The sequence below is a fragment of the Bradyrhizobium sp. STM 3566 genome, from assembly GCF_045571445.1.
In the GTDB taxonomy this organism is placed as follows: Bacteria; Pseudomonadota; Alphaproteobacteria; order Rhizobiales; family Xanthobacteraceae; genus Bradyrhizobium; species Bradyrhizobium vignae.
In genome coordinates this window covers 4,579,803-4,601,403 of the sequence record NZ_CP120692.1, presented here as the reverse complement: position 1 = coordinate 4,601,403, position 21,601 = coordinate 4,579,803, and the positions used below count along the sequence as shown (strand labels likewise).

The window sequence follows — 21,601 nt, the reverse complement described above, 5'->3', positions numbered from 1 at the left end:
CGCGCGCCAGTCACGTCTGGGAGTTAGAAGCGATGCAAGGAATGTTCGTTCCTGCGAGACCTACAAACGAAAATTTCTCTAACCTGGATCAATAACCCAAGTGAATGGCGGCTAGAAATGCGCGCCATGAAGCGGCGCGGGCAGATCGAGATGGCTTGCGACGGTCGCACCGATATCGGCGAACCCCGCGCGTCGGCCAATCGGAGACATTGATTGCGCGGTCTGTGCCAGGATCGGGACCTGCTCGCGCGTGTGATCGGTTCCGCTCCAGGTCGGATCGCAGCCATGATCGGCGGTGATGATCAGCAGATCGTCGCTTCGCAGCCGGTTCAGCAGTTCGGGAAGGCGGGCGTCAAAGGCTTCGAGCGCCGCTGCGTAGCCGGCCACGTCGCGGCGGTGGCCGTAGAGCGTGTCGAAATCGATGAAGTTCGCGAACAGCAGCCCGCCTTCTGCAAGGCTCGCCAGCCCATCCAGCGTGGCATCGAAGAGTGCCGCATTGCCGTCGCCGCGCAGGTTTCGCCCGGTGCCGCGATGGGCGAAGATGTCGTCGATCTTGCCGATCGTCACGATATCGCGGCCGGAGAGTTGCGCAAGGTCGAGAATGGTTCGTTCGGGCGGCGGAACGGAGAAATCTCGCCGGTGCGAGGTGCGCTTGAAGTCATGCGCGTTCGATCCGACGAACGGACGCGCGATGACGCGGCCGATGTTCAGGGGATCGACCAGCCGCCTCGCAATCGTGCAGACCTCGTAGAGCCGCTCGAGCCCGAACGTCTCTTCGTGCGCCGCGATCTGGAACACGCTGTCGGCGGAGGTGTAGCAGATCGGTTCGCCGCTGCGCATGTGGCGCTCGCCGAATTCGGAGATGATGTCGGTGCCGGAGGCGTGGCAGTTCCCGAGGATGCCGGGCAGTCCGGCCAGTTCGCACAGCTTCTCCACGAGATCGCGCGGGAAGCAGGGTTGGATCTTTGGAAAATAGCCCCAGTCGAACGCGACAGGCACGCCGGCGATCTCCCAATGGCCGGACGGCGTGTCCTTGCCCCAGGATATCTCGCTCGCGCATCCATAGCGCGCAAGTTGAACCCGGCCGTCGAGCCCGGGCGGGACGCGGCCGGTGGCCAGATGGCAGGCCTCACCCAGTCCCAGTGCCACCAGATTGGGAACGCGCAGTCTGCCCTCCCGCTGCGGGCTGTCGGCATGGCCGGCCATGCACGCGTCCGCGACGTGGCCGACCGTATTGGCGCCTTCGTCACCGTAATTGACGGCATCGGGCGCCGCGCCGATACCGACCGAATCCATCACGAGGATCAGGGCACGCATGTCGGCTCCCTGAGCGGCGGCGTCGCCAGCGACGAAGCGACGCCGGTTTTCGTGCAATAGCGCTCGACCATCTGCGCACAGAAATCGGCGAACTCGTTGACGTCGAGCGGCGGGCTGGTGTGATGAGGTTCGAGACCGCGGTGTTCCGGTGTGAAGCAGAAGGTCACGGTGACATCGAACTCGGCCAGCGCGTCCATCTGGCGGTCGAACCAGTCGAGCGCGTTGGGACGGAAGCTGTCGGCCCATGACAGGCCGGTCCGTAAGTGCCTCACGCCGAAGCGGCGCATCCAGCGCACGGCGTCATCAAGTCGATGGTCCTCGAAGTGAAACCACTGGCACAGACCCATGTCTGGCGCATATTGGCCAAACAGCTCCGCTGCGGCTTTCGGCGTTCCATCCTCGCGCAGCAGGCCCATGTGGAAGTGCCGGTAATAGGAGGAACCCTCCGCCTCCTTGTGCCGGGTGGTCGCCTCCCAGGTCGAAGGGAGATCGTAGAGGCTGTACCAGTGGATACGCGGCGCGCGGCCGATCAAGAGCTCGGCTGTGCGCGACAGGCCCCAGGCCTGTACCTCCTCGGCGCCGAACGAGGAGACGCCGACTTCGGTCACCCAGACCGGGAGCGAGATGACAGCCTTGATCTCCTCGATCTTGGCCGGCCATTCCCCGATCTGCCACAAATTCCAGTCGAGCGGAAAGCCGTGCACGGCGACGGCGTCGACGTGATCGATCACGCCGCGCGCCTGCATGTTGCGCATGAAGGACGGGTCGATCGGCGAGATGCCGCCGAGCACGCGCGGCAAGGTCGGGTGCGCACTGCGGATCGCCTTGCCGGCCGCCAGCGCCAGGTTTGCGAACATCGCCCAGGCCGGGTCGATCAGGAGGTCCCAATGCGACTTGTTGTTGGGCTCGTTCCAGATCTTGGCGGCCTCGATCATCGGTCCGTCTCCCGCGACGGATAGACCGGGCCATCGGCCTGCGGCCGCGTCGTGCGCCTGCACAGATACACCTCATCCTCCGGATGGGCCGCGATGGCAAAGCCCGCGCTGCGCAGCATGGCTTCGACGCAGGCGCGATTGGGCACCCACCAATTGGTGGGGTCGTCGGCATATTTATGCTCGACGAAGTGCAGCTTGGGGTAGCCGGACGAATCGAACTGCTCGGTGGTCCAGAAGTCGTAGTTCTTCTCGATCGCGTCGACGCGGCTGTCGCCGCGCTGCATCGACTGGAACAGCAGGAGGTCGCCGGCGACGTGCTCATGGATCAGGTCCAGCGCGAGCAGCGGGTGCCGCAGATGGTAGAGCACGCCCATGAAGATGACGAGGTCGAACCTTTCACGCAGCTGGCCGACATCATAGGCCGACATCTTGCGGAACTCGATCCTGAGTCCATTCACTTCGGCCGCGAAGCGGGCTTGCGCAAGGTATTCCTCGTCGGTGTCGAGGCCGAGCACGCGTTCGGCGCCGCGCCGCTTCATCTCCATGGCGTAAAAGCCGGCGTTGCAGCCGATGTCGAGCACGGTCTTGCCTTCGAGCCGATCGGGGATGATTCCGGAGAAGCGCTGCCACTTCACATTGGGATAGTCGCCGAGAAAGTGCGACGGCGCGGTCGGCACGCCCTTGAGGTCGAGATTGTGAAACCATGGCCCGAGCGCGTCGATGCGCTGGCGGATCTCCTCACGGGAGAGGGCACCTCTGGTCATGCATTCGCTCCGTTGTTCGCTGCGAGCGGGCGGGCGCCGTCCGACGACGCGCGGGCCCGCAGCCTCGATCGGCCCTCGGCGGTCTCGGCGAGCAGCGCCATCGCCGTGCGATAGCCGTCGATGGTTCCGACGTCGACGTAGGATTCGCCGGCCTTGACGCCGATGCCGCGGCCACCGGCCGAAAGATAAGCATTGACCAGCGTCCCGAAATATTCGTCGCGGCGTTCGCGCGCGTGCCACAGCGACCGGAGCTCGCGGAAGCCGCGCGCCGACATCTTGAAGGCGCCCCAGATCCAGCGCGAGGTTGCGTGCGGCTGCTTGACCTGGATCTCCGTCACCTGCTCGCCGTCCAGCACCACCGCATCGAAGAATTCGGGGTGCTCGACCGGGAACAGCAGGAACGAGAGGTCTGCATCCGGCAGGGAATGCAAGGCCGCCTTGGGAAACCACACGGTATCGGGCAGTCCGACGAAGACATCCTCGTGTTGCCCGACGACGGTGCTTGCCCTGAACACGGCGTCGCACAGGCCGGCTGCCTCCGGCTGCACGACATAGGCGAGCTCGGCGCTGCCGTAATGGTCACCGAAATATTCGAGGATGTCGGATTTGCCCGGCGAGATCACGAAGCAGATCTTGTCGGCACCGCCCAGGATCAACCGCTCCAGGAGATATTCGGAGACGGCGCAGGGGCGGTCCGTACCGTCGTCACGCCGGCTGCCGACTGGCAGCAATTCCTTCGAGAAGGCGAGCGGCTGAATGCGGCTGCCGCGGCCCGCGGCCGGAACGATGCCCCACATGATCAGGCCTCCTCGGGTTGTTGCCGGCTCACGCGGTTCGACGTTATCTGCTCGAGCATCGAGATCAGTTCACGCGCGCGCTTGTCGGACGTGTGCTGGTCCATGGTGCGTTCATAGGCGCGCCGGGCCATGCGGCGGAGTTCGGCATCCGTCATCGCAAGTGCGGCGAGCGCGTCATGCTCGTCGCGTGCGATCAGGATCTCCTCTCCGGGCGCGAAGAAATCCGCTATTCCCGGCCAATCGTCGCTGAGCAGCGGCGCGCCGCAGGCCGCGGCCTCGAACAACCGGCCGGACGGACACCAGCCCATCTCCGCCATGGCCCGGCGCGTGACATTGAGGGTCAGCCGCGACGAGGCGAAGAACGGTGCGTGCTCAGGCGGCGGCAGGTGCCGCACGAAATAGATGTTGGGCGACCATGGGAAATCGTCCGGATACTGCGCTCCGCCAATCAGGAAGCGGAGATCCCTGCGCGCCCGCGCGGGCGCGACGAAAAGCGTCTCGAGCGTGCGCTGACGATCTTCGGAATAGGTGCCGAGATAGGACAAATCGGCGCGATAATGCGGCTGGGGCGCGACCGGCCGGTGGATGTCGGTGTCGACGTGACCATAGAGCGGCCGGGTGTCGCGGGCACCCAGCCTGTCTCGGAATTCATCCGCGACGCGAGGTCCGCCGGTAAAACTGAGCACCAGCTCGAAATCCCGCAGGCCGCGCGGGCCGACATAAGGAACGGCTTCGCCGGCCAGGAGCCTTGCCAGCGTGACCGGAGTATCGAGGTCGTAGAACACGGGAATAGCGTGACCTTCGGAGAAGATCAGGTCGGTCGCCGCAACCGCATCGGGACAATAGGAGGTCACAATCGCGACGTCGGCGTCACGGACGTCGGCGCTTGCAGCCTGCCGCACATCGTCCCAGTTCGAGAACAGCCGGAGCTCGCCGCCGGGCAGTTCGTAGAGATCCCTGGCACCGGCATAGTAGGGAACGTCGCGCTCGAAGAAGACCACGCTGTATCCCGACCGTGCCAGGTGCTTGCAGAGGCCGCGCCACAGGGTGGCGTGTCCGTTGCCCCAGGAGGAGGAGATTGTCAGGCCGAAGATGACGATCTTCACGCCGGCACCCGCTGGTTGATCCCGGTGATCTTCATGCCGCGGTTGTCGGCGCGGAGCGTGCTGGTGCTGGCTGGATCGATCTCGATCGAGAGAAACTCGTCGAGCGGCGTCCGCGAATAGTGCAGGAGCGCGGCACGGATCGGCTCGGCATGACTGACTGCGACGACGATGTCGAGATTGCGATCGCTGCGCAGTTGCTCCAGATGAGCAACGATGCGACTTTGAAGCGACCGCATGCTCTCGCCGCCCGGCGGTCGGCTCGTGCCGCGTCGCCCATTCCAGCGCGACCATCGTGAATCCGGCGCCAGGTCGTCGAATGATCGTCCGGTCCATTCGCCATAGTCGATCTCGTCGAGGGCCGGGGCTATCTCGACCGGCAGTCTGAAATGCGCGGCGAGGATGCAGGCCGACTGCATGCACCGTCGCTGCGGGCTGGATTGAATGAGCGTCGGTCGAGGCGAAAGGGTTCCGGCACAGCGCGCCATGTCCTCGCAGCCGAGATCGTCGAGTTCGACGCCTCTCATTCGCCCGCACAGAACGCGGCCCAGCAGGGCGTGATGACCGTGCCGAACGAGATGGATGATCTTGGCCATCACGCATACGCCTTGTCGTCGATGAAGGCGCGTGTCCGCCGTCCGGCCTCCTCGTCGGTGAACTGTTGCGGCGGCGACTTCATGAAATAGCTGGAAGGACCGGTCAGCGCTCCAGCCTGGCCGCGGTCCATGGCGAGCTTGGCGCATCGCACTGCGTCGATCACGACGCCCGCCGAGTTCGGAGAATCCCAGACCTCGAGCTTGACCTCGGCGCTCAGGGGAACGCCGCCGAACGTCGTTCCCTCCAGGCGGATGAAGGCGAGCTTGCGGTCGGTCAGCCACGGCACGTGGTCGCTCGGCCCGACATGGATGTTATCAGGGTCCATCGGGACGTCGAACTGGCTGGTCACGGCCTGGGTCTTGGAGATCTTCTTCGAGGTCAGCCGCTCCCGTTCCAGCATGTTCTTGAAATCGGTATTGCCGCCGACGTTGAGCTGATAGGTGCGGTCGAGCCGCACGCCGCGGTCACGGAAGAGATTGGCGAGCACGCGATGCAAGATGGTGGCGCCGACCTGGCTCTTGATGTCGTCCCCGACGACCGGCAGGCCGGCCTCCTCGAAGCGGCGCCGCCACTCCGGATTGGAGGCGATGAAGACGGGAATGCAATTGACGTAGCCGCAGCCCGCTTCGATGGCACGCGCCGCATACCATTCGCTGGCGCGTTGCGAGCCGACCGGTAGATAGGACACCAGGACGTCAGTGCGGGACATCGCCAGGATTTCGGACACGTCAGCCTCCGGCACGTCCGCAATCGGAACGTCGTCCGTCAGGTAGTGCCCGATGCCGTCCATGACCGGTCCGCGCTGCACGATCACGCCGGTCGGTGCGACATCGGAGAAGCGGTGCGTGTTGTTGGGTGGCGCGAAAATCGCGTCGGCGACATCGCGGCCGACCTTGCCGGCGTTGACGTCGAACGCCGCCGCGATCTGGATGTCGCTGATATGGTAGCCGCCGAGCTCGGCATTCATCAGTCCCGGGACCGGCTCGTTCGATTTGGCGTTCCGGTAGTAGGAGAGGCCCTGGACGAAGGAGCTCGCGCAATTGCCGACGCCGACGAGTCCGACGCGCACGCGGCGCCTGTCTTGAAGACGAGAATGCATGGAATGGAGCCTCCGGGAAACAGACGGCGTCGGTAAGTACGTCGGCGAACGTGCGGAAGGTATGTTCGTTCCTGGCAGGAAGATCCGAGCGTCGCGTCGCGCGCGATTCGGGTAGATAAAATGCGGCGGGCTTAACATGGGATAGGATCCCCGGCCGCCCGTAGGGAACGAAGAACTTTCATGATGAAGATGAAGAAGATGATGCTTGCGTCGCAGGACTGCTTAGCATCCGAGCGAAAGAACAAATTGCTTCGGTCCGCGTTTGTCGGCCAATGGTTCGATGCGATGCCGGGCTCATCGCCCGGCCAGTAAGCGAGGTATGACATGACTTCAAAGGCGCAGAATATTGAAGCCCAGCAGACCACCGATCACAATGTCATCCGGAAATGGGCCGAGGAGCGCGGAGGGAAACCCGCAACCGTGAAGGCGACGGAAGAAGATGGCCACGCCGGAATCCTGCGCATCGATTTCGATCCGCCGGACGAAGGGCTGGACCGCATCAGCTGGGACGAGTTCTTTGAAAAATTCGATGAAGCCGGCATTGCGTTCCTGCACCAGGACCGAACCAAGGACGGCAAGCTCAGCCGATTCCACAAATTCGTTCGACACTAGCGACTGCGCGAAATGGCGGGCGGTTGGGCTGAGGCGATCAGGGCGGGCGATTTTGCGCGCGCCTGGGCGATCAACGATCGTGATCTGCTGGAAACGGCGCATCCGCCCAAGCACACCGGCCCGCGGCATCTCCAGCGGATCTGGCGCGGCGAGGATCTGAAAGATAAGCACGTGCTGGTGCGCTGCTATCACGGACTCGGCGACACCATTCAGTTCCTGCGCTTCATGCGCGCGCTTCGCGAGATCGCGCGCAGCGTCACCCTGTGGTGTCAACCCGAGCTGCTGCCGCTGGCCGCGGGCGCCACGGGCGTCGATCGCGCAATTCCGCTGCATGATGGAGCGCCCGAGGTCGGTTTCGAGGTCGATATCGAAATCATGGAGGTGCCGCACGCCATCAGGGCGCGGCGGGATCAGGTCGAGATGCGCGTTCCCTACCTGGCGTTGCCTCCCGCTGCAGTTCCGCCGCTGCGGGGGGAACAAGGTCTGGCCCTCGGCCTGGTCTGGAAAGTCGGCGACTGGGACAAGCGGCGGGAGGTTCCGGCCGTCTTGCTGCGTCATGTCGCCGGACCGGGCGTGACGCTCTATTCGCTCCAGCGCGGCGCCAGCAGCGAAGAGCTCGCGGCGCTCGGTGCGCTGGAGATCAGCACGCCCGATATCGTGGCCCTCGGCCATCGCCTGCGGCAGCTTGACCTTCTCATTTGCGTCGACACCATGGTCGCGCATCTTGCGGGAGCGCTCGGATGCGAGGCCTGGGTGCTGCTGCATGCCGATTGCGACTGGCGCTGGCCTCAATCCGGAGCGCACTCGTTCTGGTATCCGAGCGTGCGGCTGTTTCGCCAAAGACGGCCGGGCGATTGGGGCCATGTCGTCGCCGAAGTGCGCGATGCGCTCGAGGTGCAACTCGGCTATTGCCGCCGCTCGGGCAACGCGTAGGCCCGGACGTAGTCGCCGAGCTTGGTGCCGAATGAGCCATGGCCTCCGTCGACGGTCACGACGTATTGCCTGCCGCCGACTGAGTAGGTCATCGGCGTCGACTGCCCGCCGGCAGGAAGGCGGGCCTGCCAAAGCTCTTTGCCGTCGCGGACGTCGAAGGCGCGGATGTAGTCATCCATCGTTCCCGAGATGAAGATGATGCCGCCAGCCGTCACGATCGGGCCGCCGAGCATGGGAACGCCGAGCTTGAAGGGCAGCGACAACGGAGCCTGATCGCGGATCGTGCCGATACGGTGCTGCCAGACCACCTTGTGCGTCCTGAGATCGATGGCGGCGATGTTGCCCCAGGGCGGGGCGAGGCAGGGGATGCCGAGCGGCGAGAGGAAAATCCCGAGATCGACGCCGAACTGGGCGCCGTACATCGGCTGCACGCCGAGCTCGGTGCCGGGCGGATGCGCCGCGTTGGGCGCCGCCGGATTGTCCTTTCCGCGCGGCACGAGACGCGAGATGAAGGGAATCGATTGCGGATTTGCGATCGCAATCTGGCGCCGCGGATCGACGGCGATGCCGCCCCATTCGAACATGCCGAAATCTCCAGGGAAGACCTGCGTGCCCTGTTCGGACGGCGGCGTGAACGGCCCCTCATAGCGCAGGCGCTTGAACTTGATGCGGCAGGCGAGCTGGTCGAACATCGTGCTGCCCCACATCTGAGCGTCCGTCAGCATGCGAGGTGGCCGGAAGCTCAATTCGGAGAAGGGTTGGGTGGGCGACAGCCGATCCCCGGGCGCCGGACCCTGCGGCACCGCAGTCCCATGATGGTGACGACAAGGATGGTGACGGCCAGCAATGGCGCGTCGCGTAACCAGTCTACTGAACGACGGATCATGGGGTTCACTTCAGCGGAGGGAGAAACGCCCCGAGGTTGCGGGCGGTGCCAATGCTCGCTGCTTGCAATGTCTTGGGAACCGAGATGTTCCTGTTGTTCAGAACCGCAGACGGCCTCCACGCCGGAACGAAGGTTCGAGACCGGGCGTTCCTGCGGGAAAACCCGAGGGCCGGACGTGCCGCGCTATCATTTTGATTTGGTGGATTCCGAAACCGTGGCAGACGAGAGGGGTGCCGAACTGCCGGATGACATGAAAGCCATGGATGTTGCCGAAGAAATTGCCAGGCGCCTGCTCGAGGAGCATCCCGAGCTCAAGGGCCGTCACTTCTCGATCCTGGTCACGAACGACGATGGCGAGGAAGTCGGCCGGATGCCTTTGGACGTGCTGCATTGATGACGTTCAGGATTGGGGTGATTGCCGATACACATGGGCTGCTGAGGCCGGAGGCGGAGCACTGCCTCGCCGGCGTCTCGCACATCATCCACGCCGGCGATATCGGCACCCAGGCTGTGATGGATGGGCTTTGCCGGATCGCGCCGGTTACCGCGATCAGAGGAAATGTAGATCGCGGGGCGTGGGCTGAACGTTTGCCTGAAACGCAAACGCTGCGCCTCGGCGGCCGCTGCTTCCATATCCTGCACGACCTCAAGGAGCTGACGATCAATCCTGCGGAGCTTGGGATTGACGTCGTGGTTTCAGGCCATTCCCACCGCGTGCGAATCGAGACCGCCGAAGGCGTGCTCTACTTGAATCCGGGAAGTGCAGGGAAGCGGCGGTTCAAGCTGCCGATTACGCTGGCAACGCTCGAGCTCGATCCGAGCGGCCCGCTGCGGCCGGTCATTCATGATCTCGACGGCTCGTAGGAGCGTGCATCTGGTTGGCGCGCATTCGAGTTGCCAACGCTCCAGGCGACTGGCGGCCGCTCGCGTCGATCCGGTCCTTTTCGGGATTTCTTGCGCCTCTGTATTCGTTCGCGCCGCGACGATCGGCTCGGGAACGACCCCGCTGCCAACTCATTGCTCCACGTGAAGGTCACAACGCGAGTGGCGATCCCACGGGAGCCTCAGCACGGAGAAATTCGAATCGGCTCGCCTTCAATTCTCCGCTCGATATCCGTTTTCGCGCTGATGCGCTTGGAAGCACGCTGCTCTTCATCGGATACAGCATGTCCGATCCCAATATCCGCCTGCTGCTGCACCGGATCTGGCAGATCTGGGACGAGTCCGGGCACAGTCAGGAACGGCCGAAATCCTTCGTGTTCGTCGCGCAGCGTAATCCGGTGCAGGAGGCTGTGCTCGCGAACCGGGGGATCACCACCATTGCTCCGCCCGATGGCATGGCCGCCGACGACGGTCTCACGCAGCTGCCGCGCGACATTCGCCGGCGCCTCGATCGACCCATGGAGAGCAGCTCGCGCCCTGGCCATTGAGAGACATCGTTAAAGCCGCCGCACGCTGCAGATCCCGTTCGGGATCGGGGCCAGGCGTGCGGCATACTGCATGTCCAGAAAGCCGGCCCGCCAGCGTTGCGCCATGGCCTCCTCCGACAGGTCGAAGGATTTTTCGGGACCTGCTTCCTCGCGGCCCGGCCGGTAGCTCAGCAGATAGACCTCGTCGTCGTCATCGAGGTCCTGAAGCTCGGCACGGAGCTGCCGGGCCTCCAGGGCGTAGCCAAGGCGCTGGAAGGTCTGGTTGCCGAAGGTCAGGTCGCTCTTGCGCTCGGCCGCGGCCTCGAGCCCGTCGGGGACCTTGCCGTCGCGCGGGAAGAGATCGACGACATAGAGGCGGAGCCGTCGCGCAGTTTCGAGGATCTGATCGAATGGCGCGTTCAACGCGAACCCGCCATCGCCGAGCCACCGGCCGGCGATCTGCATCGGAGCGAATTCAGGGAGGAATCCGCAACTGGCCAGGATATGGTCGATTTCGATCCGCTCGGACGAGGAGTCGAACAGTACGGCATCGCCGCTTTCCAGGTCCGTGGCGCAGATCGTGATGCGCGGATCGCCGTCGTTCAGACGTCCGAAATCGATCAACTGCTGAAGGCGTTCGCGGGTCGGGCCGAGGTCGTAAAGGCCGGCGAAGTGAGATGTCGGAATCGGGAGGCGGGGACGGAAGAAGCCCTGACGACCCAGCACGCGCGTGTTGATCGAGCTCAGCCAGGCGAACGTATGGCGGCCCGCGTTCGGCACTCCGGCTGGACTGCTTGGCGCATGCCAATAGCTGCGTAGATTGCGCAGCCGCTCGGCACTCGGGCTCCCCGCGATCAGTGCGGCGGTGATGGCCCCTGCCGATGAGCCCGTCACCCAGTCGATCGGCAACAAAAGAGAGGTGAGCGCTTCAAACACACCGCCATGATACGCGCCGAGGCCGAGACCGCCGGAGAATGCGATGGCGGTGAGGGGGCGCTCTGCTGGCGTCGTGCCGCTCGGCTCTGCTGTGGGATCGGTCAAGACGCGCGCCTGTCGCCGATGTGGAGGCCTGGGCTGATCACCGGTATCCCCTGTAACGGCGCGCATCGGCGTAGCGGGGATTGATGCCGCAATAGGCGTTCGTTCCCGATGCGCTCGCCATGCACTGACTGTAACTGGCGAACTGGCAATTGCCCGGATAGCCCCAGATCCGGCCCTGCAGGCAATAGCGATCTTGCGCGACCGCGGCGCTCGGGGCGGCAAAGCTGCCCATGATCGCGAGAGCGGCGGTAGCGGCGAGCAATCGATATGTCATCTGAAATCTCCAATTTCGACATTAAACGCGGCGCGTGACGCGGTGTTCCAAACGCGCGCGTGCACGCCAGTCGAGGCGATCGCTGATCGCGAGCGGGGCGGCGGATGATCTAAAGCGCGATGAAGTGAGGTTTGATTGCTGCAATCACGGATGTGACCCGCGGCGCCATGCGCGGCGTCGCCGCCAACATCGCTTATCGCCCGGTGCGCAACCGCGGCACGATCGGCGGCTCGCTCAGCCATGCCGATCCCGCCGCGGACTGGATTTCAGCCTGGAGAGCGGTCTGCGATCTCGACCGGCTGAAGGCGGAGACGATCGTTCGCGTACACGTCGCGGGCCTCGACGTGCTCGTGATCTGGAACGAGGGCGATATCATCGCACGCGATCGCGCGTGCCCGCACGAGCAGGCGGATCTCGGCTTGGGGCAGGTGAGGGCAGGGCGGCTGTACTGCCCGCGTCACGCCGCATCGTTCGATCTCCGCGACGGTGCGATCAATTCGGGATGGTCGAGCCCGCCGCTGCGGCTTTATCCGGTGCGGATCACGGGCGAGCAAATCTGGATTGAGATGCAGGAGCTGCAGCCGCGGCGATGATGGCACTATGCTCCTGTTTTGCCCGACGAGTCAAAGCGATGGCGGTGTCGATCTGGCCTCGAAAATTGTCCTTTGAAAACAACGGCGTCTCTACTGTGCATGGGGTTGTTTTTGCAGTTTCAGCAGTCGCCGAGCAGCCTCCACGAGAATGCCGTCCGGCCGCCGCAGCGCCTCGAGAATGGTGAAATGGTCGGCACCTTCGACCGGGATGAGCTTGCCTGCATCTTGCGCCAGAAACTACGCTCGCAAGATGGCCTCTATCTCTTGCGCTGCTGCGAGCAGCGAGCGGTCTTGTCCGCGCGCGGCGATGATCTGAAGGCCGAATGGAAGTCCGTGCCGATCGGTTCCGCACGGAATCGAAATCGCCGGCAGGCGGGCATGATTGACAAAGGGCGTGAACACCGCGTGGGCACGAGGGCTTGCGGCTTTTCCGCCGATCATGTCCGGGCCGAGCTGCGTCAGCGGCCACGCAGCGCATGGGACGGTTGGCGTCAGCAGCAGGTCAATCTCGGTGAAGAAAGCCGCGAAGGCATTGGCGATCGCGGCGCTCGCGAGCAGCGCTCCGGCAACTTCCGTACCCGACCAGGAGAGACCTCGCTCGATCTGCTTGGCGACATCGGGATCGAAGATAGTCGGATCCGTGCGGAAGGCGTTACCATAGAGCGCCGCCAGACCCGCATGCTGAAGCGGCATGATGGCGTCCTCCGTGGCGTTTGCCGACCAGACGGGATCGCGTTGCGTGATGCGCAAACCTGCCGCGGAAAGCCGGTCGACAGCGGAGGCGAGCCCATTCGCGACGACATCGTCAATCGCGACATCGAGACCAAGGCGCGGCGAAAACGCGATGCGCTGACCGGCGGTGTCCTTGGCCTGCTGCGCAACGACGGCAGAATCCGGATCGCGTCCATCGAGGCCGGCCATGGCCTCGAACGCCAGCGTGATGTCGGCGACTTCGGCGGCGATCGGTGCAATGACGGAGAGGCCGAAGAAGGGCTCGGCGAAACCTGGCCCATAGGGGATCGCACCATAGGACGGCTTGAAGCCGGCGACCCCGACATGCGCCGGCGGCCTGCGACTCGAGCCGCCGGCATCTGTGCCGATCGCGAGCGGCACGAGGCCGGCAGCGACGGCCACGGCCGGGCCGCCCGATGAGCCGCCGGGTGTCAGCGCGGGATCGAGCGGATGCCGCGTCGGCCCATACAGCTGCGAGGTCGTGACGCCCTTGCAGGCGAATTCGGACGTCGCGCCGATCCCGACGATGACCGCTCCGGCGCTGCGCAGGCGCTCGATCGCGATCGCGTCCTGCGGCGCGATGAAGTTCGCAAACAGGCGCGAGCCTTGCGTCACGCGCCAGCCGCCGACCCAGATGTTGTCCTTGACGACGATGGGGACGCCGGCAAGCGGCATGGTCTCGCCGGCGCGCAGGCGAGCATCGACGGCTGCGGCATCGGCGAGCGTGCGTGCGGAATTGACCGCGACGACCGCGTTCAAGGCCTTTGCGGCCTTGATGCGGCCGAGGGCGGCCTTGGCGGTCTCGACAGCAGTCGTCCGTCCGGCGGCGACGTCGGCAGCAATCTCGCGCACGCTACTTGTCGGCTTTGTCATGGCCTCCCCAGATCAGCGCCAATGTGCCGCAGAGAGCGAGGCAGGCCAAGGTGAAGAATGCCATGCCGAGACTGGCCACGCCATCCAGGATCGACACCAGCGCCGGCGCCGCAAGCAGGCCCGCATAGGAGGCTGTCAGCACCGCGCCGGTGGTCTCGCCGATCCGCTCCTGCGGGGCGAGGCGGGCGATCTCGGCGATGAAGACGCCGTTCCAGCCCGACGCCGTCAGGCCGAACAGTGCGGCAATGATGAATTGCCCGCCGCGACCGAGCGAAGCGCCGTTGAGGCCCAGCAGCGCGGCGCAGAATGCCATGCCGAGGCCAATGACGACGAGAATCGTCCGCGAGGCATCGAGGCGCATCGCGACATAGCCCCAGCCGAGCCGGCCGACGAGGCCGCCGGCTTGCGCGCAGGCGAGCGCCATGCCGGCCTCGATATGGCCAAGGCCGAGCTCGCGCGTGCCGAGTGTGACGAAGACCGTGTTGAGCGACACCTGCATCGCGCTGAACGGCATCGAGGCCAGCGCCAGCGTCGCGATCCGCCGGTCCGCAATCACCAGCGCCAGCCGCGCGCGGAGATCGAGCTTTGGCGGCGGAGCGACCTTGCCGGCATAGGCCGGCCGCAACCATTCGAACAACAGGATCGCGAGCAGCGCGCAGCCGCCTACAAACGCATAGCACCAGGCCGGTCCGAGCGAGATCGCGATCGCGGGCAGCGCGAGCGAGCCGCAAACCGCGCCGATCTGGTTGCCGGTCTGACGCACCGAGAACACGAAGGCGCGCCGCTCGGCGGTGACGAGCCGCGCCAGCAGCGCCGCGCTCGCGGGCGTCTCGGGCCCCATGGCAAGGCCGAGGCAAAGGCCTGCGGCGAGCAGCGCGGCGCTCGATCCGAGCGAAGCCAATGCCATGCCGACGACGATGGCCGCCGCACAGAGGCTCGCGATCCGCAGCGAGCCAAGGCGCGCGATGAAGCCGCCGCCCCAGAACGAGGCGGGGATGCCGACCGCGAACACCGCGCAGGAAAACATCGAGAGCTGCCAGACCTCGATATGCGCGCGCGGCGCGACCACGCCGGGCGCGAACAAGGCCAGCGCGACGAGGCCCTGCAGCGCGGTCATCGCTCCGAGGGCCGGCAGCAACGCCGGTGCTGGCCGAGCGGCCGTGTTTGCGTCTACCATAGCGGCGTGCTCATGGGAGGAACATCGTGGCAGGCGGCATTTCCATTCACGCGGTCGATGTGGCAAGCGGGCGCCCGGCGCAGGGGCTGCGCGTCGAGATCTGGCGGATCGATCCGGACTCGCTGCGCATCGCCGACGGGCGGCTCGGCGGCAATGGCGTGCTCGATCATGCCATCGCGCAAGGCGCCGGCGTGACGGCCGGCGAATACGAGGTGCTGTTTCATCTCGGCGAGTTCTTCGGCGAGCGCGACGGCTTCCTGACCGTGACGCCGTTCCGCTTCCGCATCAAGAACGTTGACGAGCATTTTCATCTGCCGCTGAAATTCACCCGCTGGGGCTATTCGCTGTTCCGCGGTGCCTGATCAATTCGTCAGCCGCCGCGACAGGCCGGTGACGCGCTCCATGATTGCGACCAGCGCGACGGTCGCGATGATCAGCACGCCCGACAGCGCGGCGATGGTGACATCCAGCTTGCCCTCGAGGTCCTGCCACATCCGGATCGGCAGCATGTCCGTGGCGGCATCGCGCAGGAACAGCGACACCGGCACGTTGTCGAAGGACGACATGAAGGCGATGAAGGCGCCCGCGATGATGCCCGGGCGGATCAGCGGCAGCACGATGCGGCGGAAGGTGTAGAGGCGGCTCGCGCCGAGCACCGCCGAGCTTTCGAGCAGGGTCGGCTCGAGCTGGGCGAGGGCTGCGACCGTGTTGCGCACGACATAGGGGACGCAGACCACGGTGTGCCCAATCACCAAGGTCAGCGGCGACACCGGCAGGCCGACCAGCGAGAACAGCATCAGAGCGGCGAGGCCGAAGGCGAGGGCCGGCAGCACCAGCGGCGACATGAAGAGGGAATCGAGCAGCCGCGCCGATAGCGTGCGCGACCGCGAGATCGCGAGCGCCGCGGCGACGCCAAGCACGACTGACAGGCCCGTCGCCCACAGCGCCACGATCAGGCTGTTCTTGGCCGCGAAATGCAGCTGCCAGGCATTCCACAATTCGGCGTACCAGCGCAGCGAATAGCCCGGCGGCGGGAAGCGCAGCGAGAAGCCGCTGGTGAAGGAGACGATCAGCACCACGAGCGACGGCGCGATGATGATGACAAGCGCGATCACCGCGATCACGGTCATCACGAGCTCGAAACTGAGGGCTTCCAATGTGCGCCTGCGCCCGCGCATCATGCGCCTCCATAGCCGCGCGACAGGCGGCCGAGCGTGGTGAAGACCGAGACGACCGCGAGCACGGCGAGCAGGAAGATGATCGAGATCGCGGCCGCGAACGGCCAGTTCTGCAGTGTCGAGGCCTGCTGGTAGAGATACATCGGCATGAACAGCATCTGCCCGCCGCCGACCAGCGACTGGGTGATGAAGGCGGTGATCGCGGCGGCATAGGTCAGCGTGCAGCCGGCGATGACGCCGGGCAGTGACAGCGGCAGCACGATCCGGAAGAAGGTGCGCCAGCTCCCGGCGCCGAGCGAGCAGGAGGCATCGTCGAGATTGGGATCGATGCGGCCGAGCGCGGTGATCAGCGGCAGCGTCATCAAGGGCATCTGCACCTGCGCCAGCGCGATCACCACGCCGAACTGGGTGTAGAGCAATTTTAGCGGCGTATCGATGACGCCGAGCGATTGCAGCGTCGCGTTGATGATGCCCTGGCGTCCGAGGATGACGATCCAGGCGAAGGTGCGCACCACGACGCTGGTCAAGAGCGGCAGCAGCACGATCAGGATGATGATGGTCTGAAGCCTTGGTCCGACCCGCTGATACAGCCAGGCGATGGGAAAGCCGAGCACGAGGCAGACCGCCGTCACCTCGGCCCCTAATAGCAGCGTCGAGCCGAGCACGCCGAGGCTGAAGGGATCGGTGAGGAAGTGCAGGTATTGGCCGAGCCCCCATTGGAGCCCGGCCGTGTCGTTGTGCAGCGAGAGCCAGAACAATTGCAGCAGCGGCGCGACGAAGAAGACCAGGAAGAACAGCGCCAGCGGCGCCGCCAATCCCATTCCGTAGGACGTCACGTCCCTTGATGCCGGTGCTGCGCCCATGACTCAAGCCTTCAATGTCTCAGATCTTGATCTCGCGGTTGAACCGCTCGATCCAGGCCGAGCGCTGCTCGTTGATCTTCTTCCAGTCCTGGAACACGAACTTCTTCTTCAGCTCGGCCGCGTCCTTGGCCAGCACGCGCGCGATCTCGCCGCCCATCGCCACTTTGGAATTGGTCGGCACGATCAGATAGGGCGGGTTCATCAGCGTGGTCTGCACTTCCGGCATCAAGGCCGCCTCGATCAGCTTGAAGGCGAGCTCGCGGTTCGGCGAATTCTTGACGATGTGGATCGTGGTCTTGAAGGCGATGGCGCCTTCCTTCGGCGCCACGAACTCGACCGGCACGCCGCGGGCTTTGAGGATCTGAATGGCGTTGAAATTGCCGGGCGAGATGTCGATCTGACCCTGCTGGAACAGGGTGGCGAGCGCGCCGGGATTGGCGGCGACCGCGGCGAGATTGGGCTTGAGCTCCTCCAGCGCCTTGAAGCCGGGATCGACATTGGCTTCGGAGCCACCGCGCATCTTGGCGATCTCGACAAGCCAGCCGGTGCCGAGCGTCGAGTTGAGGTTGGTGATGCCGACGCGGCCCTTGAACTCCGGTTTCCAGAGGTCGGCCCAGGAGGTCGGCGGCGTCTTGACGGCCTCGGGATTGTATGTGAGGCCGACGACCTGGAAGAATGGGGCGGGGCCCATCGGCTCCTGCGCCTCGGCGATCAGGTCCTTGTAGTAGGCGCTCTTCTCGACCGGATAGGGATCGACCAGGTCCTGGCCGATGGCGACGAGGGCCGGGCCGGGATCGTGCAGCATGACATCGATCGGCGGATTGGCCTTGGCGGCATTCACCTTGGCGATCTGGTCGACCGAGAGCATGGGGTCCAGCACGATCGCGGCGTCCGCGTTAGCCTTGCGGAACGCCGGCACCAGCACGGCCTTGTGCGCTTCCTCCCAGCTTCCCGTAAAGGTCGCAAACACCAGTGGACGGGCCTGGGCGTAGCTCAGGCCAGGAAATGCCTTCATGGCGCCGAGTGTGAGCGCGGTGGTCAGCAGGCTTCTGCGATTCATGATCATGTCGAACTCCCCTCTGGACAGAAACTGAATTCAAAGCGTTGCGGGAAAGGCGTTGGCGAGCGACGGGGCGAGCGGCGCGAGACGCACCGCCGCGCCGTTCTCCAGCGCGCGCGTCTCGCCGATGCGCGCCTGGGAGACCTTGACACCGGAGCCATCGGCGGTGGTGACTTCGTGCACGACGGTGGCGCCCAGCGGCAGCGACATCCCGATCACGCCGGCAAAGCCGGTCTCGTCGCCGACGAATTGCAGATGCTCGGGACGGATGCAGACCGTGACGCGGCCGCCTTCGCTGAGCGTACCGCCCGCGGGACGCGCGATGATCTCCGCGCCGGCATCGAGGCGCACCTTTGCCGCCGTGCGGTCCACCGAAACCACGACGCCGGGCATGCGGTTGGTGGAGCCGACGAAGGTGTTGACGAACAGCGTCTGCGGACGGTCGTAGACGTCCGACGGCGAGCCGAACTGCTCGAGCTTGCCATGGCTCAGCACGGCGACACGATCGGCCATGGACAGCGCTTCTTCCTGGTCGTGCGTCACGAGCAGCGTGGTGATGCCGGAGACGCGTTGCAGCCGCTTGACCTCGATCTGCATGTCCAGCCGCAAATTCTTGTCGAGCGCGGCGAAGGGCTCGTCGAGCAGCAGGATCGACGGCTTGATCGCGAGCGCGCGGGCGAGCGCAACGCGCTGCTGCTGCCCGCCGGAGAGCTGCCGCGGCAGCCGCTCGGCCATTGTCGGGAGCTGCACCAGCTCCAACAGGCGCTGCGCCTCGCGCTGCCGCGTCACATTGTCGATGCCGCGGGCGGCGAGGCCATAGGCGACGTTCTCGATGATCGACAGGTGCGGGAACAGCGCGTAGTTCTGGAACACGATGCCGACCGCGCGCTTGTTCGGCGGCAGCGCATCGACGATGTCGTCGCCGATGATGATCCTCCCTTGCGTCTGGGCGATGAAGCCGGCGATGATGCGCAAGAGCGTTGTCTTGCCGCAGCCGGAGGGGCCGAGCAGGGCGATGATCTCGCCGCCCTTGATGTCGAGATTGATGTTCTCGACCGCAAGCGCGCCACTCGGATACCGGTGGGTGACCGCGTCGACGACGAGCGATCGGCCGCTTGGCGCATCAGCCATGGTGTTGCCTCCCGTTGCTCCGGAAGAGAAAGCAAGTCTCGTGCCCGCGCCTGTCGCTTTTCGGCGAGCGTTTTGGCATGGTGGCCCGATGACATCGGATCGATCGATATGCGACGTCACGGCCACGGAGCTTGCGCGTGCCATTGCGAGGGGCGAGCTGTCCTCCCGTGACGCCATCGAAGCGTATCTGGCCCGGATTGCGAGCCTCGACGCCCGATTGGCGGCATTCGTGACGGTCGATGCGGACGGCGCCCGCCGCGCTGCGCAGATGTGCGATGCGGCCTCTGCGCCGATCGGCCCGCTGCATGGCGTGCCGATCGCGATCAAGGACCTCACCGACACGGCGGGACTTGCGACGACTTACGGCTCGGTGCTGTTCCGCGATCACGTCCCGGCCGAGGACGATCTCATCGTGGCGCGGCTGCGGCGCGCCGGCGCGATCATTTTGGGCAAGACCAACACGCCGGAGTTTGGCTTTGGTGCGGTCTGTACCAACAGATTGCGCGGGCCGACACGCAATCCGTTCGATCTCGCGCTGACCTCCGGCGGATCGTCCGGCGGCTCTGCCGTCGCCGTCGCGACCGGCATGGCGCCGCTGGCGCACGGCACCGATTTCGGTGGCTCGGTGCGCACGCCCGCCAGCTTCTGCGACGTTGCTTCGATCCGGCCGACCCCCGGCCGCATTCCGTCGCCGCGCCGGCCGCTCGGCTGGGACATGCTGGCCACGCACGGTTTTCTCGCCCGCAGTGTCGACGATCTCGAGCTTGCGCTGTCGGCCTGCGCCGGAGGCGATGCGAATGATCCGCTCTCGCTCCACGGCGCCGGCGATGATCGACCCATCGCTGGCCGTCCCCGGATTGCCGCTACGCCCGATTTCGGTGTCGCGCCGGTTGCGTGCGAGGTTCGTGCGCGCTTCGCTGCGGCTTGCGAGGCGCTCGCGCGTGTTGGCGATGTCGAGCTGTCCTCGCCCGATTGTGGCGGGGCGATCGAAACCTTTGGTACGCTGCGCGGCGCGCACATCGCGAGCAGCTATGGCGAGTTGCTGAGGATGCGTCGTACCGAGCTCACTCCGACGGTGATCTGGAACATCGAGGCCGGCGCAAGGCTGTCCGCGGAGGCTTACCTGAACGCCGAACGACGCCGCACCGTGATCTATCGCAGCTTTCGCGCGCTGTTCACCCGTGCCGATATCCTGGTCGCGCCGGCTGCGTCGGTCTTCCCCTGGCCGAACGAGATCAGCGACGTCACCGCGATCGACGGGGCGGCGCTGGAGACGCCGATCGATTATCTCGCCGTTACTTTCATCGTGTCGCTGGTCGGCTTTCCGGTCCTGACTTTGCCGGTGCCGCGAGGCGAGAATGAGCTGCCCTTCGGCATCCAGGTCATCGCGTCGCCGGGGTGCGAATCCCGCTTGTTTGCCTTCGGCCGCAGCCTCGAGAACGAACTGGGTTTTTCGCATCGCCGGCCGCCTCTCTGATCAGCTGTCGCGATGCTCGAGCCGGGCGGCGAGCGCATCGGCAAGGCCGATGGTCGGCTTCGCGGCGGGGCGGCGGAACGTACCTGCGCTCGCCTTACGCAGGTGCAGCGCATGAAGCGCTTCGGCTTGCTTCACGGAGGCGATGACCTGATCGACCACGGGGACAGGGATCCGGTCGGCGACGCGCTCGGCAAGGCCGGACAGCGGCGCGCCCGCAAAGATCAGCACATCGGCCTCGTCCTCGACGATGGCGCGCTGGGCGAGTTCGACCAGCACGTCTTCCTTCTCGGTGCCGACCTCGGAGATCGCCTGAAACGGCGCATCGAGCATGCGGATGCCGGCGCACCGCTCCCACAGCCCGTGGGCGCGGACGCATTCCTCGTACCAGGGGCCCAGGGCCTGGGCGAAGGTGACGATGGCAAAGCGGCGTCCGGCCATGCAGGCGGTCAGCATGGCGGCTTCCGCCATGCCGATCACGGGGATGTCGAAGATCTCGCGCGCCGCGAACAGGCCGGGATCGCCGAATGCCGCGATGATTGCGGCATCCACCTTCATGTGCTGCTCGGCCAGCATCTCCAGCGCGATGGCGCCGCCGATCTGCGCTTCGGTGCGCGTGGCGATATAGGGCACGCCGCGGGTCGCGGTGCAGGGGATCAGCTCGGTTCCGGAGGAAGCGGCGCGCTGCCCGACTCCCAGCATCAGCTGCGTGACCTCGGTGCTGGTGTTCGGGTTGAGCAGCAGCAGCTTCAT

At 65.5% G+C, this 21,601-nt stretch carries 24 protein-coding genes and 3 pseudogenes; 10 read left to right on the top strand and 17 right to left on the bottom strand.

The genetic code is table 11. The annotated features are described in order from the left end of the window. Positions 1 to 111: 111 nt before the first annotated feature. From P6U27_RS22340 to P6U27_RS22310, 7 genes are read right to left on the bottom strand one after another with little or no spacing between them, the layout of a single operon-like run. On the bottom strand, positions 112 to 1,317 hold the full coding sequence (locus tag P6U27_RS22340; protein ID WP_407192615.1) for a phosphopentomutase: 1,206 nt from the start codon (positions 1,315 to 1,317) through the stop codon (positions 112 to 114). Beyond that, a complete protein-coding gene (locus tag P6U27_RS22335) occupies positions 1,305 to 2,252 on the bottom strand; it encodes a beta-xylosidase (RefSeq protein WP_407192614.1) in 948 nt (315 codons plus the stop codon). The genes P6U27_RS22340 and P6U27_RS22335 overlap by 13 nt, the downstream gene beginning before the upstream one ends. Then, positions 2,249 to 3,016 (bottom strand): TIGR04290 family methyltransferase, encoded by a 768-nt coding sequence (locus P6U27_RS22330; protein WP_122403919.1) that lies wholly within the window; start codon positions 3,014 to 3,016, stop codon positions 2,249 to 2,251. Before P6U27_RS22330 ends, P6U27_RS22335 begins: the two co-directional genes overlap by 4 nt. After that, positions 3,013 to 3,813 carry a nucleotidyltransferase family protein gene (locus P6U27_RS22325; RefSeq protein ID WP_407192613.1) on the bottom strand — a complete coding sequence of 267 codons (801 nt, stop codon included), beginning with the start codon at positions 3,811 to 3,813 and terminating at the stop codon, positions 3,013 to 3,015. Before P6U27_RS22325 ends, P6U27_RS22330 begins: the two co-directional genes overlap by 4 nt. A 2-nt stretch (positions 3,814 to 3,815) precedes the next feature. Further along, positions 3,816 to 4,919, bottom strand: coding sequence for a glycosyltransferase (locus P6U27_RS22320; protein ID WP_122403917.1), 1,104 nt, complete (start codon positions 4,917 to 4,919; stop codon positions 3,816 to 3,818). Beyond that, positions 4,916 to 5,512 carry a histidine phosphatase family protein gene (locus P6U27_RS22315; protein ID WP_122403916.1) on the bottom strand — a complete coding sequence of 199 codons (597 nt, stop codon included), beginning with the start codon at positions 5,510 to 5,512 and terminating at the stop codon, positions 4,916 to 4,918. The genes P6U27_RS22320 and P6U27_RS22315 overlap by 4 nt, the downstream gene beginning before the upstream one ends. Next, complete coding sequence (locus P6U27_RS22310; protein ID WP_122403915.1) at positions 5,512 to 6,612, bottom strand: inositol-3-phosphate synthase; 1,101 nt, start codon at positions 6,610 to 6,612, stop codon at positions 5,512 to 5,514. Before P6U27_RS22310 ends, P6U27_RS22315 begins: the two co-directional genes overlap by 1 nt. A gap of 180 nt (positions 6,613 to 6,792) precedes the next feature. On the opposite strand from P6U27_RS22310, the gene P6U27_RS22305 reads away from it, so the two are divergent. Genes P6U27_RS22305 through P6U27_RS22295 form a run of 3 tightly spaced genes read left to right on the top strand, consistent with a single transcriptional unit; the run spans position 6,793 to position 8,157 of the window. Further along, on the top strand, positions 6,793 to 6,924 hold the full coding sequence (locus tag P6U27_RS22305) for a hypothetical protein (RefSeq protein ID WP_283809893.1): 132 nt from the start codon (positions 6,793 to 6,795) through the stop codon (positions 6,922 to 6,924). 12 nt (positions 6,925 to 6,936) lie between these two features. Continuing rightward, complete coding sequence (locus P6U27_RS22300) at positions 6,937 to 7,224, top strand: hypothetical protein (RefSeq protein WP_122403914.1); 288 nt, start codon at positions 6,937 to 6,939, stop codon at positions 7,222 to 7,224. Between the two features lie 12 nt (positions 7,225 to 7,236). Next, positions 7,237 to 8,157, top strand: coding sequence for a hypothetical protein (locus P6U27_RS22295; RefSeq protein ID WP_122403913.1), 921 nt, complete (start codon positions 7,237 to 7,239; stop codon positions 8,155 to 8,157). Here P6U27_RS22295 and P6U27_RS22290 read toward each other — a convergent pair. After that, positions 8,130 to 8,960 (bottom strand): annotated as a pseudogene (locus P6U27_RS22290) (PQQ-binding-like beta-propeller repeat protein); the annotation flags it as partial. The gene P6U27_RS22295 and the pseudogene P6U27_RS22290 overlap by 28 nt on opposite strands. A gap of 258 nt (positions 8,961 to 9,218) precedes the next feature. Here P6U27_RS22290 and P6U27_RS22285 point away from each other — a divergent pair. The 3 genes and pseudogenes from P6U27_RS22285 to P6U27_RS22275 form a co-directional block, all read left to right on the top strand. After that, complete coding sequence (locus P6U27_RS22285) at positions 9,219 to 9,437, top strand: DUF6894 family protein (RefSeq protein WP_122403912.1); 219 nt, start codon at positions 9,219 to 9,221, stop codon at positions 9,435 to 9,437. After that, on the top strand, positions 9,437 to 9,907 hold the full coding sequence (locus tag P6U27_RS22280; protein ID WP_129144228.1) for a metallophosphoesterase family protein: 471 nt from the start codon (positions 9,437 to 9,439) through the stop codon (positions 9,905 to 9,907). Before P6U27_RS22285 ends, P6U27_RS22280 begins: the two co-directional genes overlap by 1 nt. A gap of 218 nt (positions 9,908 to 10,125) precedes the next feature. Then, positions 10,126 to 10,473 (top strand): annotated as a pseudogene (locus tag P6U27_RS22275) (SIR2 family protein); the annotation flags it as partial. Positions 10,474 to 10,482: 9 nt separating this feature from the next. Here P6U27_RS22275 and P6U27_RS22270 read toward each other — a convergent pair. Then, positions 10,483 to 11,493 (bottom strand): patatin-like phospholipase family protein, encoded by a 1,011-nt coding sequence (locus P6U27_RS22270; protein WP_407192612.1) that lies wholly within the window; start codon positions 11,491 to 11,493, stop codon positions 10,483 to 10,485. Positions 11,494 to 11,530: 37 nt separating this feature from the next. Continuing rightward, positions 11,531 to 11,767 (bottom strand): DUF3551 domain-containing protein, encoded by a 237-nt coding sequence (locus tag P6U27_RS22265; RefSeq protein ID WP_407192611.1) that lies wholly within the window; start codon positions 11,765 to 11,767, stop codon positions 11,531 to 11,533. A 143-nt stretch (positions 11,768 to 11,910) separates the two neighbouring features. Between P6U27_RS22265 and P6U27_RS22260 the strand changes: the two are divergent. After that, positions 11,911 to 12,051, top strand: a pseudogene (locus P6U27_RS22260) (FAD binding domain-containing protein); the annotation flags it as partial. Then, positions 12,031 to 12,360 carry a Rieske (2Fe-2S) protein gene (locus P6U27_RS22255; RefSeq protein WP_407194473.1) on the top strand — a complete coding sequence of 110 codons (330 nt, stop codon included), beginning with the start codon at positions 12,031 to 12,033 and terminating at the stop codon, positions 12,358 to 12,360. The pseudogene P6U27_RS22260 and the gene P6U27_RS22255, both read left to right, overlap by 21 nt. Positions 12,361 to 12,597: 237 nt before the next feature. On the opposite strand, the gene P6U27_RS22250 is transcribed toward P6U27_RS22255, so the two are convergent. Together P6U27_RS22250 and P6U27_RS22245 are read right to left on the bottom strand one after the other, a co-directional pair. Then, complete coding sequence (locus tag P6U27_RS22250) at positions 12,598 to 13,965, bottom strand: amidase (protein ID WP_407192610.1); 1,368 nt, start codon at positions 13,963 to 13,965, stop codon at positions 12,598 to 12,600. Further along, a complete protein-coding gene (locus tag P6U27_RS22245; RefSeq protein ID WP_407192609.1) occupies positions 13,946 to 15,142 on the bottom strand; it encodes an MFS transporter in 1,197 nt (398 codons plus the stop codon). The genes P6U27_RS22250 and P6U27_RS22245 overlap by 20 nt, the downstream gene beginning before the upstream one ends. A gap of 26 nt (positions 15,143 to 15,168) precedes the next feature. Here P6U27_RS22245 and P6U27_RS22240 point away from each other — a divergent pair, with 26 nt between their 5' ends. Continuing rightward, entirely contained in the window at positions 15,169 to 15,504 is a 336-nt protein-coding gene (locus tag P6U27_RS22240) for a hydroxyisourate hydrolase (protein WP_129144225.1), read from the top strand. On the opposite strand, the gene P6U27_RS22235 is transcribed toward P6U27_RS22240, so the two are convergent. The 4 genes from P6U27_RS22235 to P6U27_RS22220 are packed head-to-tail and all read right to left on the bottom strand — an operon-like array spanning position 15,505 to position 19,374. Continuing rightward, entirely contained in the window at positions 15,505 to 16,320 is an 816-nt protein-coding gene (locus P6U27_RS22235) for an ABC transporter permease (RefSeq protein ID WP_407194472.1), read from the bottom strand. After that, the gene (locus P6U27_RS22230; protein ID WP_122403904.1) at positions 16,320 to 17,183 is read right to left on the bottom strand and encodes an ABC transporter permease; all 864 of its coding nucleotides are present in this window, start codon (positions 17,181 to 17,183) and stop codon (positions 16,320 to 16,322) included. The genes P6U27_RS22235 and P6U27_RS22230 overlap by 1 nt, the downstream gene beginning before the upstream one ends. A 19-nt stretch (positions 17,184 to 17,202) precedes the next feature. Beyond that, positions 17,203 to 18,249 (bottom strand): ABC transporter substrate-binding protein, encoded by a 1,047-nt coding sequence (locus tag P6U27_RS22225; protein ID WP_122403903.1) that lies wholly within the window; start codon positions 18,247 to 18,249, stop codon positions 17,203 to 17,205. 30 nt (positions 18,250 to 18,279) lie between these two features. Beyond that, a complete protein-coding gene (locus P6U27_RS22220; RefSeq protein ID WP_407192608.1) occupies positions 18,280 to 19,374 on the bottom strand; it encodes an ABC transporter ATP-binding protein in 1,095 nt (364 codons plus the stop codon). An 88-nt stretch (positions 19,375 to 19,462) separates the two neighbouring features. Here P6U27_RS22220 and P6U27_RS22215 point away from each other — a divergent pair, with 88 nt between their 5' ends. Continuing rightward, positions 19,463 to 20,851, top strand: a complete 1,389-nt coding sequence (locus P6U27_RS22215; protein WP_407192607.1) for an amidase — start codon at positions 19,463 to 19,465, stop codon at positions 20,849 to 20,851. Here the strand turns inward: P6U27_RS22215 and P6U27_RS22210 are convergent, their stop codons facing one another. Beyond that, positions 20,852 to 21,601 (bottom strand): aspartate/glutamate racemase family protein, encoded by a 750-nt coding sequence (locus P6U27_RS22210; RefSeq protein ID WP_407192606.1) that lies wholly within the window; start codon positions 21,599 to 21,601, stop codon positions 20,852 to 20,854. It abuts the gene before it with no gap.